Origin of the sequence: Paenibacillus sp. S25, from assembly GCF_019454085.1 — a bacterium.
Lineage (GTDB): Bacteria > Bacillota > Bacilli > Paenibacillales > Paenibacillaceae > Paenibacillus > Paenibacillus polymyxa_B.
The window spans coordinates 5,318,325-5,331,426 of the sequence record NZ_CP073683.1 but is presented as its reverse complement, the minus strand read 5'-3'; the positions used below and the strand labels follow the sequence as shown (position 1 = coordinate 5,331,426).

General features: G+C 48.7%; 10 protein-coding genes. 9 read left to right on the top strand and 1 reads right to left on the bottom strand.

What is annotated here, in order from left to right; all coding sequences use genetic code 11:
• Positions 1 to 67: 67 nt before the first annotated feature.
• Entirely contained in the window at positions 68 to 988 is a 921-nt protein-coding gene (locus KAI37_RS23385; RefSeq protein WP_076294062.1) for an SMP-30/gluconolactonase/LRE family protein, read from the bottom strand.
• 418 nt (positions 989 to 1,406) lie between these two features.
• On the opposite strand from KAI37_RS23385, the gene argC reads away from it, so the two are divergent.
• The 9 genes from argC (at position 1,407) to KAI37_RS23340 (ending at position 13,080) form a co-directional block, all read left to right on the top strand.
• Positions 1,407 to 2,456, top strand: coding sequence for an N-acetyl-gamma-glutamyl-phosphate reductase (gene argC, locus KAI37_RS23380; RefSeq protein WP_220030309.1), 1,050 nt, complete (start codon positions 1,407 to 1,409; stop codon positions 2,454 to 2,456).
• Positions 2,457 to 2,559: 103 nt separating this feature from the next.
• Positions 2,560 to 3,786, top strand: coding sequence for a bifunctional glutamate N-acetyltransferase/amino-acid acetyltransferase ArgJ (argJ, locus tag KAI37_RS23375; RefSeq protein WP_220030308.1), 1,227 nt, complete (start codon positions 2,560 to 2,562; stop codon positions 3,784 to 3,786).
• A 118-nt stretch (positions 3,787 to 3,904) separates the two neighbouring features.
• Positions 3,905 to 4,744: an acetylglutamate kinase gene (gene argB, locus KAI37_RS23370; protein ID WP_025723996.1), complete on the top strand. Its 840-nt coding sequence runs from the start codon at positions 3,905 to 3,907 to the stop codon at positions 4,742 to 4,744.
• Positions 4,745 to 4,797: 53 nt separating this feature from the next.
• Positions 4,798 to 6,060, top strand: coding sequence for an acetylornithine transaminase (locus KAI37_RS23365; RefSeq protein WP_071643269.1), 1,263 nt, complete (start codon positions 4,798 to 4,800; stop codon positions 6,058 to 6,060).
• A gap of 48 nt (positions 6,061 to 6,108) precedes the next feature.
• Positions 6,109 to 7,065 carry an ornithine carbamoyltransferase gene (gene argF, locus KAI37_RS23360; RefSeq protein ID WP_220030306.1) on the top strand — a complete coding sequence of 319 codons (957 nt, stop codon included), beginning with the start codon at positions 6,109 to 6,111 and terminating at the stop codon, positions 7,063 to 7,065.
• A gap of 60 nt (positions 7,066 to 7,125) precedes the next feature.
• Positions 7,126 to 8,361, top strand: a complete 1,236-nt coding sequence (locus tag KAI37_RS23355) for an argininosuccinate synthase (RefSeq protein ID WP_071643267.1) — start codon at positions 7,126 to 7,128, stop codon at positions 8,359 to 8,361.
• A gap of 86 nt (positions 8,362 to 8,447) precedes the next feature.
• Complete coding sequence (argH, locus tag KAI37_RS23350; RefSeq protein WP_071643265.1) at positions 8,448 to 9,860, top strand: argininosuccinate lyase; 1,413 nt, start codon at positions 8,448 to 8,450, stop codon at positions 9,858 to 9,860.
• Between the two features lie 516 nt (positions 9,861 to 10,376).
• Positions 10,377 to 10,628 carry a hypothetical protein gene (locus KAI37_RS23345; RefSeq protein ID WP_023990629.1) on the top strand — a complete coding sequence of 84 codons (252 nt, stop codon included), beginning with the start codon at positions 10,377 to 10,379 and terminating at the stop codon, positions 10,626 to 10,628.
• On the top strand, positions 10,621 to 13,080 hold the full coding sequence (locus tag KAI37_RS23340) for a cyclic di-GMP-binding domain-containing protein, MshE-related (RefSeq protein WP_220030304.1): 2,460 nt from the start codon (positions 10,621 to 10,623) through the stop codon (positions 13,078 to 13,080). Before KAI37_RS23345 ends, KAI37_RS23340 begins: the two co-directional genes overlap by 8 nt.
• The last annotated feature ends 22 nt before the right edge of the window (positions 13,081 to 13,102 follow it).

Genomic DNA, 13,102 nt, shown 5'->3' with positions numbered 1-13,102 from the left:
CTGAATTAATGTAGGAGAGCAGGAGAGCCCACTAATGTAGTAGGCTCCTCTCTTCAGAATAGCTTTACTAGATTCTTTTTACTAATCGTTCAAGCCAATTTGCCGGTTGTCCTTGATTGAAATACGAGGTTGGCGTTCCTTTTACCCCTGTTTTGACCATAAATAGACCGCCTGCTAATGGTTGATCGGCACTATCATTATCTTGAGCAGTCGTAATATATAACTCATCCAGATGTTCACCGCCAAAAGCACACGAAGTCACACAATTGACGGGGAGTGACACCTCAGCAATTACTTCTCCATGAGCAGGATGGATACGGGAGACACGTTTACCACCCCATCGCGCGACCCACAACATGCCCTCTGCATCGATTGTCATGCCATCTGGATACCCTTCACTTTCATCCAATCTAGCCACCAGTTGCTTATTCCTAATCGTGCCTTGTGCCACATCGTAATCGAAGGAGACGACCTCCAATGTTGGAGTATCAATGTAATACATTGTACGATGATCTGCGCTCCAGGCTAATCCATTAGATATGGAAGCTTTATCAACCAGTAAGGAGACATTGCCTTTTGTGCTCAGACTATACAATGCTCCTTGCGCGTGTTCGCCATTTAGGCTCATTGTTCCTGCTAAAAAACGTCCTGTAGGATCGCATTTTCCATCATTAAAACGATTACCTAGTTTACCTTCCTCAGGATCATGGATCAATACTTTGGCCCCTGTCTCAATATCCAAACAATATAGACCGCTAATCAGCGCTACGATCACTTTATTTTTGAGATAAGGTACAACTGCACCAATATGTTCACCAACCTCTATTGTACGATCTGTGCACGTAGAAGGATCATAGATATGCAATTGAAAACCTTCAATATCGACCCAAAATAAACGTTGAAACTGCTGATCCCAGCTGGGACCCTCGCCTAACTTTGCTTTTGCATCTATAACGATATTCGCTGTATATGTTTCGATGTGTAGCACCCCTAACGTTTAAGTTTATTTTTCGACCCCAATTATCCGCTCCACCGGCTCCTCTGCGCAGATTCACTAGATGCAGCCCATGTGATTTTCTCTTGTGTGTACTGCTATGTGTACTCCATTCATGTTCAACAAGTTCATAAAGTGCAGCAAACGGCCAATCGAGATGAATACCAATATATGAGATAATTTAAAGGGAATATCCCCCCTTTTCTTTATGCAAAACGGCAGATTGTATTCAAGAGACTCTCTGTCTATTTTTTATTTCCTTTATTATAGCTCGTACAGCTTGTCCGTCAAAAGAATAGGCAAGAGTGCATATTTTAAATTTGGAGGAATAACATGACATGAGGTGTTGTATTTATATGAATAGAGTCGTATAATAATACATATTTCATAGGAACGGAATGGAGGAAGGTCTGTGAGCAGCAAGTTAAAAGTGGCAATTGTCGGTTCCACCGGGTATGGCGGGGTGGAGCTGATTCGTTTTTTGGTTCATCATCCGCAAGTAGAGATTGTATCTGTTATTTCTTCATCCAGCGCGGGTGTCCCAATCAGTGACGGATTTCCACATCTGACGGACATTGTGGTGCAGGATTTGGACGGTGTCGAAGTCCACGAAATTGCTGCCAAGGCCGATCTGGTTTTCACTGCTACGCCATCGGGCGTTAGTACCAAGTTAGTACCGCAGCTTCTTGATGCCGGACTGAAAGTCATTGACCTTTCCGGGGACTTCAGGCTTCGAAGCGGGGAAACGTATGAAGCATGGTATAAAAAGCCTGCGGCTTCACCCGAGTATCTCAAGCAAGCGGTATACGGACTCAGCGAGGTGTATGCAGAAAAGCTGGCGGGCGTTTCTTTTATATCAAATCCAGGCTGTTATCCGACCGCAACATTGCTGGGCATTATTCCTGCGCTGAAAGCGGATTGGATTGACCATCGGTCGCTGATTGTGGATGCCAAATCCGGTGTATCCGGCTCGGGTAGGGGAACAAGCCTCGTTTCGCATTATGCGGAAATGAACGAAAATTTCAAGGCTTATAAGGTAAATAAGCACCAGCATATCCCTGAGATCGAACAGGTACTGGGTGATATTGCGGGCGAGGACGTTACGATTACGTTTACGACACAACTTGTTCCCATGACCCGAGGAATTATGAGTACAATTTATGTCACGCTAAAGGGTGACCATACAGATCAGGATCTTATCGAGTTATACCGGGATTATTATAAAGGGCATCCTTTTGTCCGGGTACGTGGCGAAGGTATATGGCCGGCAACGAAGGAAGTATTGGGTTCGAATTACTGCGACATCGGTTTTGCAGCAGATGCCCGGACCGGGCGTCTTACGATTATTTCTGTCATTGATAATGTTGTGAAGGGTGCCGCTGGACAGGCGATTCAGAATTTAAATTTGATGATGGGATGGGAGGAGAACCTCGGGCTGGGCTTCATACCGGTATATCCGTAAGTAGCAAGTAACCGCAACAAGATGCAGGAAACGTCAGCGAGCGGAATTTCGAATACAGGCAGCTGTCATTCATTGAATATGTTGCGAACGAGGGCACATAATTATGGGCAAAGTAGTGTTTACAGTAGTAAACGGGGGCAACATCGTAACTCCGCGTGGCTTTACAGCCGGGGGATTACACTGCGGACTAAAAAATACGAACCGCAACGATATGGGCGCGATTCGTTGCGAGGTAGAGGCGACAGCTGCTGGGGTGTACACCACCAATGCGTTTCAGGCTGCACCACTGAAGGTGACCCGCGAGAGCTTGACAGATGGTCGATTGCAGGCAGTAGTGGTGAACAGCGGGAACGCCAATGCCTGCACGGGACAACAAGGAGAGCAGGATGCCTACGCTATGCGTTCGGCTGCGGCTCGTGAACTGGGTGTTGCTGAGAGCAATGTAGCCGTCGCCTCGACGGGCGTGATCGGCGAGCATTTGAAAATGGATCGTGTGCTTGGCGGAATATCCTCCTTACCTGACCGTATGAACGGGGCAAACGATGGAGCGGAGCAATTTACCCAAGCCATTCTGACAACGGATTTGGTCAAAAAGGAAGCGTGTGTGGCGGTTGAGGTGGACGGTGTGACCGTACACATCGCCGGGGCGGCCAAGGGCTCGGGCATGATACATCCGAATATGGCAACGATGCTCGCTTTTATGACCTGTGATGCAGTGATCGGACAGACGGCGCTTCATCAACTATTAAAGCAGGCAACGGATACCAGCTTTAATATGATTACGGTGGATGGGGATACGAGCACGAACGATATGCTAATCGCCATGGCGAGCGGACTGGCTGGCAACCGTGAACTGCACGTAGGGCATCCCGATTGGGACGCTTTTGCCGAGGCGTTCACCTATATCTGCCGAGAGCTGGCGAAGGCAATTGCTCGCGATGGAGAGGGTGCTACGAAGCTGGTAGAGGTGTCTGTAAGCGGAGCGGTAAGCGATGCGTCCGCTCAAGCGATAGCCAAGACAGTGGTGGGGTCCAGTCTGGTCAAGTCGGCCGTTTTCGGAGCAGATGCGAATTGGGGACGGATTATTGCGGCCGTAGGGCGTGCTGGAGAGCCAGTTAATCCAGATACGGTAGATATTCGCTTGGGTGATATTGTTGTGCTAAGCCAATCGAGTCCGGTCGCTTTTGACGAAGAAGAGGCGCTAGCCTATTTGCGGGGAGATACGGTGCAAATTATTGTTGATTTGCATCACGGGAACGGAACCGCTACAGCATGGGGCTGTGACCTAACCTATGATTATGTGCGGATTAACGCAGCTTATCGGACATAGATACCAGAATAAAATACGGATTGAATTAGGATAGTAGTTGATAGAAGCAACGAGCGGATGTAAGCCCAGCATCATTTAAAAATGGCACGGATATGCAGATAAGAAAAGGAGAGATGATATGCAATCGGCAGTGGAACACGCGGATCAAGCGAATCATGCGGGAGTGGCACGTCGTAATTTTGTGATGAAATGCGGAGGAAGTACGCTGGCTGCGTTACCTGATTCCTTTTTTGAAGATTTGGCGCGTTTGCAGTCGGAAGGTCTTCAACCTGTCATTGTACATGGCGGTGGCCCTGCGATCTCCGACAACTTGGCGAAGCTGGGGATCGAAACAGAGTTCATTCATGGATTACGCAAAACGACTGAACCCGTGTTAGATGTCGTGGAAATGGTACTGGCTGGCAGCATTAACAAGCAGATTGTACGTAGAATAGGGATGCATGGGGGCCGAGCGTTGGGGTTGTCAGGCAGTGATGGCTATTTAATCGAAGCCAAGCCTGTGTCGAATGCCGCAGAGGTCGGTTGGGTCGGAGAGGTAACATCCGTTCAAGCCTCGATTATTACAGGTGTACTGGATATGGACTATATGCCTGTTATTGCACCTATCGGGATTGATCGATCGGGTCAGCGTTACAATATTAATGCGGATACAGCGGCGGGTGCGGTAGCCTCTCATCTGGGGGTCAGTCGGATGATCGTCGTTACAGATGTACCAGGCATATTGAAGAAGTATGGCGGAGAAAAGAGAGTGCTGGATTCTATCACCGTACAGGAGATTGAGGATATGATCAGCACAGGTGAAATATACGGTGGTATGATCCCGAAAGTGAGAGCGGCTATTGCCTGTATCCACGGCAAAGTGAAGGAAGTCGTCATTGTGAACGGTAGCGAACCGCAGGTACTAAGCCGTGTGCTGGGCGGAGAATCGATTGGAACACGCATCGTGCGTATGCAGTAATTACAATATATAGCTCGACCTATATAACCAAACGATAAAGGAGCGTGAACATAATGAGTAAGGAACCGAATACGCTGGTGAGCGAGGAAATGCCAAGTACGGATGGAAGCGGAGTGCAAACGGATAAGGTGTCGGCAAAAGCGCAGACAGAAAGCTCCCTTTTTCCAACCTACGCAAGATACCCGCTTACACTGGTAAAAGGACAAGGAAGCTGGCTGTGGGATGATCAGGGCAAGCGTTATCTGGATTTCATGTCGGGCATTGCCGTTACCAATCTCGGCCATGCGCCTCAAGCAGTAGCTGAGCGATTGAAAAAACAGATCGATGAATTGTGGCATGTATCCAATCTGTTTCATATTCCGGGGCAAGAACGAGCCGCTGCCTTGCTGACAGCCAATAGCAGCGCGGATGCTGTGTTTTTCTGCAACAGCGGGGCCGAAGCGAACGAAGCTGCAATTAAGCTGGCGCGTCGTTACCACCAGAAGGTAAAGCAGACTGGTCGCTACGAAATCATTACGTTCACGCAATCCTTTCACGGACGGACGCTGGCAACCTTGACCGCTACGGGTCAGGATAAAGTTAAAGAGGGCTTTTTACCGCTTCCCGCCGGGTTCAAAAGTGTTCCGCTTCATGATCAGACGGCGCTTGAAGCAGCCATCAGTGAGCATACGGCGGCAATTATGCTGGAAATGGTGCAGGCCGAAGGCGGCATGTATCCGGTAGACCCTGCTTTCGTAGATGTGATCACAAAGCTGTGCCGCGAGCATGGTTTGCTGCTGATCATTGACGAGGTACAAACAGGTATGGGACGGACGGGCAAGCTGTTTTCCTTTGAGCATTATGGTATAGAGCCGGATATCTTTACATTGGCGAAAGGACTGGGCAGTGGTTTCTCTGTGGGTGCGATGCTAGGCAAAGGGTATTTGCGTGAAGCGTTCACAGCGGGCAGTCATGGATCTACCTTTGGGGGTACGCCACTTGCTATGGCAGCGGTTCAAGCTACTATTGAAACGATTATTGATGACAAGCTACCAGAACGTGCAGCTGAGATGGGAGATTACCTTTTCCATAGTCTGCAAAAGCAGCTTGGAGATAGTCCTTTTGTAAAGGATATCCGTGGAAAAGGTCTGATGGTCGGTATTGAGTGTGCCGAACCGGTAGCGGAGCTTGTTTTGGCAGGACAGAAGAAGGGCATTCTGTTCATTACAGCAGGACCGAACGTGATTCGTCTGTTGCCTAACTTGTATGTAACGAAAGACGAAATAGATCAAGCTGTAACCTTGATTGCTGAGTTGATTCGGGAGCATGTGGCCTAGTATAAAGGTCAAATCATCCTAGACTAGAGTGTAAAAGGAGACGATAGCATGAGCCAGGGCGGCGCACTGCAGCAGATGAATTTGAAGGGGCGGGACTTCCTGGAGCTGGACAATTACTCTCCAGAGGAAATCCATTATTTAATTGATCTCGCCATTGAAATTAAGCGTAAGCACAAAAACGGGGAAACCTATCAGCCGCTAAAAGGGAAAACGCTTGGACTGATTTTCGAAAAATCCTCTACACGTACACGGGTATCTTTCGAAGTCGGTATGTATCAATTGGGTGGGCATGCTCTTTTCCTCAGCAAAAATGACATTCAACTGGGACGCGGCGAACCGATTAGCGATATGGCTCAAGTCATGTCACGTTATCTGGATGGCATTATGATTCGTACCTTTGGGCACGATAATGTTGTAGAGTTGGCACGTTATGCGTCCGTTCCTGTGATCAATGGATTGAGTGATTTAGCTCATCCGTGCCAAGTGCTAGCTGATTATCAAACCTTGTATGAGCAAAAGGGTAAGCTAAAAGGGCTCAAATTGGCTTACATCGGAGACGGTAACAATATGGCTCATTCTCTCTTGATTGGGGGAGCGAAGCTTGGAGTGCATGTGTCCATCGCAAGTCCAGCTGGATACGAGCCTGACCCGAGTGTGGTCGCAGCTTCTCGTGAAATTGCCAAACAGACAGGTAGTGAGATCGTTATAACCCAAAGTCCGCAGGAAGCAGTACAAGATGCGGATGCGATCTACACAGATGTGTGGGCGAGCATGGGGTTTGAGGAAGAGCAGAAGGAGCGGGAGCTTGCTTTTGCCGACTTCCAGGTGAATGAGGAGCTGGTCAAGCTGGCGAAGCCGGATTATTTATTCCTGCACTGTCTCCCTGCGCATCGTGGGGAAGAAGTGAGCGCAGGCGTAATCGATGGTCCGAATTCCGTCATTTTTGATGAAGCAGAGAATCGTCTGCATGCGCAAAAAGCGCTGTTAGTTGCTTTAATGGCATAAGATTGATAGGTATTGATAGGTAAAGAAGATAAAGGTAAGCAATCGGGGAGGACTTCAACAATGGCAAAAGAAAAAATCGTACTCGCATATTCCGGCGGTCTGGATACGTCGGTCATTCTGAAATGGCTCAAAGAAACTTATGATGCTGAAATCATCGCATTCACCGCAGATATCGGTCAAAAGGAAGAACTGGACGGTTTGGAGGAAAAAGCACTTGCTACGGGGGCTTCCAAAGTGTACATTGATGATCTGCGTGATGAATTCGCCAAGGATTTTATCTATCCGATGTTTCAGGCGGGTGCTTTATATGAAGGACAATATTTGCTCGGAACGAGTATTGCACGTCCATTGATCGCTAAGCGGATGGTCGATATTGCGATTGCCGAGGGAGCAACAGCCATTGCTCACGGGGCAACAGGCAAAGGTAACGATCAGGTGCGCTTCGAGCTGAACGCGGCGGCGTTGACGCCGGATATCAAGGTGATCGCACCTTGGCGGCTGGAAGAGTTCCGCAATCAGTTCCCGGGCCGTGCAGAAATGATTGCCTATGCGGAAAAACACGACATTCCGGTAACTGCTTCTGCAGCCAAGCCATACTCCATGGACCGTAATCTGCTGCATATCAGCTATGAAAGCGGCGTGCTGGAGGACCCTTGGTTTGATCCAAGTGCCCCTGAAAATAAAGAAATGTTCTTGCTCAGCAGCGCGCCTGAGGACGCTCCTGATGAAGCAGAATATTTGGAGTTGGAATTTGAAGCAGGTAACTGCGTCGCTTTGAACGGAGAACAGCTAAATCCACTGCAAGTGATGGAAAAACTGAATGAACTGGGCGGCAAGCATGGTATCGGACGTGTGGATATGGTGGAGAACCGTTTTGTTGGTATGAAGAGTCGGGGAGTCTATGAGACGCCGGGCGGTACGATCCTGTTCACAGCTCACCGTAAAATGGAATCTATCACGATGGATCGCGAGGTTATGAATCTGCGTGATAGTCTGATTACCCGTTATGCTACCTTGGTTTACAACGGTTTCTGGTTCGCACCGGAACGTGTCGCTTTGCAGGCTTTGGTTCATGAGAGTCAGAAAAATGTCAGTGGTACCGTGCGCGTGAAGCTGTACAAAGGTAACATTATCGGCGCAGGCGTTAAAAGTCCGGTTAGCTTGTACAATCCGGACATTGCGACCATGGAAGCTGATCCGACACAAGCCTACGATCAAGGCGATGCAACAGGCTTTATCCGCTTGAATGCTCTGCGTTTGAAGGTCAACGCGGGCGTAACACAAAATCATAAATAATGATGTAACCTAAAAAATGTACGGGATACGGGCCGTTCTTGTCCAAACGACGAGGGCGGCTTGTATTGCAGAGAGGGGATTATACAATGAGTAAGCTATGGGGCGGACGGTTTACGAAGCAAACGAACAAGCTGGTAGAGGAATATACGGCTTCTATCGGGTTTGATCAGGCGTTGGCGGAAGAAGATATTCAAGGCAGTTTGGCTCATGTGGCCATGCTGGGGAAATGTGGAATTATTCCGCAGGAGGATGCAGACACGATCAAGGAAGGACTGCACACGGTCCTGGAGCGTATCCGCCGTGGGGAAATTGAATTTTCTGTTTCGGATGAGGATATTCACATGAATATCGAAAAAAATCTAATCGAGGCCATTGGTCCGGTCGGGGGTAAGCTGCACACTGGGCGTAGCCGTAACGATCAGGTAGCAACGGATATGCACTTGTATTTGCGCGGACGTGTGGTATCTCTGGTGGGTATGCTGCATGATGTACAAGCTGCATTAATCGGCCAGGCAAAGGATAATTTGGATACGATTGTACCTGGATACACACACTTGCAGCGTGCGCAGCCTATTTTATTTGCACATCATTTGCTGGCGTATGTGTCTATGCTGGAGCGTGATATTGACCGACTCAAAGACAGCTACAAGCGGATTAACGTGTTGCCGCTCGGTGCTGGCGCTTTGGCCGGGACCACTTTTCCGATCGACCGTCATTTTGTAGCCGAGCAACTGGGATTTGATGGCGTATATGAAAATAGCCTCGATGCCGTCAGCGACCGGGATTTTATTGTAGAGTTCCTGGCTGGCGCCTCGCTGATTATGACGCATTTGTCTCGTCTGAGCGAAGAATTAGTGCTATGGAGCAGCACGGAGTTTGGTTTTATCGAGCTGGATGATGCTTTTTGCACAGGCAGCAGCATTATGCCGCAGAAGAAAAACCCGGACGTACCGGAGTTGGTACGTGGTAAAACCGGACGTGTCTATGGAAACCTCGTAGGCTTGTTGACTGTACTGAAATCCTTGCCGCTGGCGTACAACAAGGATATGCAGGAGGACAAGGAAGGGATGTTCGATACCGTTGCCACGCTGGAAGGAGCCTTGCAACTGTTCGCACCGATGATCGCCACGATGAAGGTGAACAAGGAACGTATGCGTCAAGCGGTCAATCAGGATTTTTCCAACGCAACTGATATTGCGGACTTCTTGGTCGGCAAAGGGCTTCCGTTCCGTCAGGCGCATGAGGTCATTGGCAAAACCGTGCTGTATTGCATCCAGCATGGAAAATATTTGCTTGATCTGACGCTGGACGAATTTCAGCAGTTTTCGGATCTGTTCGACGGGCGCATCTATGAGGTGCTTCAACCAGAAGCGGTAGTTAATGCACGGAATGTATATGGTGGAACCGCTACCGGGCAGGTACAGGCAGCCATTGGGCGCAGTGAACAGCTCTTGGCGAATACATCAACATGGTTTGAAGGGCACAAGCCGAAAAATTAATCAGTAAAGAAAGATATTATTGTCTTGCACAGTAGCGGGATGCTGTGTAAAATCAGATTTTAAGGAATTAGCAATCTAGGTTTCGAAGGCACCGTTCGCGGTGTCTTTTGTGCTTTTTGAGGTATTTGTTTTATTCATGATCCCAATGATCATGAAATGCATAGATTTCCTGGAAGGGTATTTTTCATAGTGTTTAATTTATAGTTCTAAATACCTATTAATACGCTAGTGTGAAAGTTTCTAGAATTTACATTTTTGTATACTACGCCTACGATGATTATGGTAGAATAGCACTAAGTTTTTCATTGAATTACCAATTCAATAGGGCAAGAACTATATTCAATAAATAAATGTCAAGTTACTAGAGGCACTTTTGATTAGGTCAATTTCATAAATGTGTAAATGAAGGGCTTGAATGAGAACATAGGTATGTCCTGGTTTCGGGAGAACGGCAAGTAAAAGCTCTAAAGTAGCGACGTAGCTGAAGGCGGAGTCGGGATGATCCAGGGAGGTATTATGAGAACTAAAAGGACGGCGCGTCAGTTAAAGAGCGCTTGGTTCGGTTATCGCGCTTCTGAAGCCGATCAACTGATATCTTCATTGCATGAGGAACGGGTGCAAGCGGAGGAGTTACTGCGTGAGGAGCGGGAACTTTTCCACGCGGCGCTGGAACGGAAAAAGCAGCGGGATGCGGAGTTAAAGCAGCTGCTTGCGGATGCGCTTGCGGAAGAGCGGCGCTGGATTGAAAGGGCGGGAATTCATGGGTGACAAGCTTAGGTGGCAGGTTGGAGGAGTTTCAATTCGCCAAACCAAGAGAAGAATAAAAGAAGAGCGTCAGCGAATCGAACAACTGCAACAACAGCTAGAGGCCCAGCGGTTAGAGCAGGCCCCGGTGCTGTACAAGCTTGATTTTCATATTGAAGAGTTAGAACGGCGACTTCAGGATACAGAACTTCGTATCCAGGCGATACAGAACGCCCATGATACAGCAGCAGCTGTGGAACAATTGCTGGATGAAGGGATACAGGATGGACAGGTGCAGGAGGCTCAAGTCCAATATGCCTCTGGGCAGGAACAGATAGCAGCAGGAGCTGCTATGGGCGCTGCTTCCAGTATCCCTGGTACAGAAGGCGAAGAGGCCGCAACAGGAACGCAGAGCGGACGAAACGGCAAGGCCCGTCTAGGGGATCAACTGGTGGAGAACGGGATGATTACCCGCGATCAGCTGACAGATGCCATCCGCAACCAGAAGCGTTACGGTGGCAGGCTGGGCGATATTCTTGTAGAGATGGGCTTCATTACAGCCGAGCAGCTCCAGGAGCAGGTTGACGGCGACGAGTCCAAGGAGCGTCTAGGCGATATGCTGGTTCGTTCCGGCTATATACTACCGGAACAACTGGAGCGCGCACTGGAGTTCCAGGCGAAGAGCGGCGGGCTGCTGGGCGACATCTTGCTGTCATTGCAAATGCTGGAACCTGCCGATTTGTACCGCGCGATTGCTACACAGAACCGAATCGGGCGTATTGGTGAGGAGCTCGCGCTGGATGCGGCGTACAAACTACCCGAGCAAGTGGCAATGGCTTATGGCGTGGTCGTCATCCATCAATATATGAACCGATATATTGTGGCGGTTAGCGATCCGTTGCCAGAAGAGAGACGCTTGAAGCTGGAGGAAATTCTGGGTATGCCGGTAGAGCAGGTGCTTGCTACGAAGGAAGAGATGGAGCAGCTCTGGGGTAAAATCTACGGTGAAGAAATGATGCAGGAGAGCACGACCGGGCTGTTGGAAAAAGAACCGCACAATTCGGCGCGGACGACTTTTACAAAGGGACAACTTTGGGTGTTCGCAGCTATGGGTATGATTACACTGCTCGGTCTCTTGTGGAACAGTTGGAAAACGGTGTTGATCATCAATATGATGATTCAGCTGTTTTATTTTGCGATGACGCTATTTAAATTTGGCATTATTTACCTCGGTTCCCGGCGTGGGGCGCAGCTTCGCTTTACGAAGGAAGAGGTTGACGCCATGGATGAAAAGAAACTGCCGATCTATACCATTCTTGTACCTATGTATAAGGAGGCGGGCGTGCTTCCGATGTTGTTGCGGAATTTGGAGCAGCTGGATTATCCAAAGTCCAAGCTGGATGTGCGGCTGCTGATTGAAGAGGATGACATTGAGACGATCGAGCTACTTCGGGAAATGAAGCTGCCAGCCTATTACACGACACTGGTCGTTCCAGACGGTTTGCCGAAAACCAAGCCGAAGGCATGTAATTATGGACTTATTCGGGCACGTGGCGAGTTTGTCGTGATTTACGATGCTGAGGATCGTCCTGACGCTGATCAGCTTAAAAAGGTCATTGCAGCGTTCGATTCACTCCCTGAGCATTATGCATGTATTCAAGCGAAGCTCAACTACTTTAATAGTACACAAAATTTGCTGACCCGCTGGTTCACTCAAGAATACAGTATGTGGTTCGAGCTGCTGCTGCCGGGTATTATGCAGTTAGATACCCCAATTCCTTTAGGCGGCACATCCAATCATTTTCGGGTATCTGTATTGAAAGATATTAATGCGTGGGACCCCTACAATGTAACCGAGGATGCCGATCTGGGCATACGTCTGTATAAAGGCGGCTACAAAACGGCTATTGTCGATTCCCGCACATGGGAGGAAGCTAACAGCCGCGTGGGCAACTGGATTCGTCAGCGGTCACGCTGGATCAAGGGGTATATGCAGACATGGCTGGTTCATATGCGCAATCCGGTTAAGCTGGTGCGCGAAGTGGGCTGGAAGGGCTTTTTCGGCTTTCAGGTGATGATTTTGGCAACTCCGATGTTGCCGTTGCTGAATCCGATTTTTTGGGGTTTGCTTATTTTATGGTTTGGCTGGGAATTGTCCTTTATTCCCAAGCTGTTCCCGGGGTATGTGTATTACCTGGCCAGCGCGGAATTTTATATCGGTAACTTTCTGTTCGTATTCAGTAACGTGGCCGGAATGTACTGGGTCATCGGGGAACTGGAAGAGCGCGGTGAACGAACATTTTCATACGCGATGGTCAAATATGGGCTACTCTCGCCGTTATATTGGGTACTTATGAGTATAGCTGCGGTGAAAGCCGCTTGGCAGCTCATTACCAAGCCGTTCTATTGGGAGAAGACGACACATGGTCTGACCGATATGCACGATTTGGATGATACCCCGGCACAGTCCTCCTGAATATGAAGAAAGAAGGAGCAAG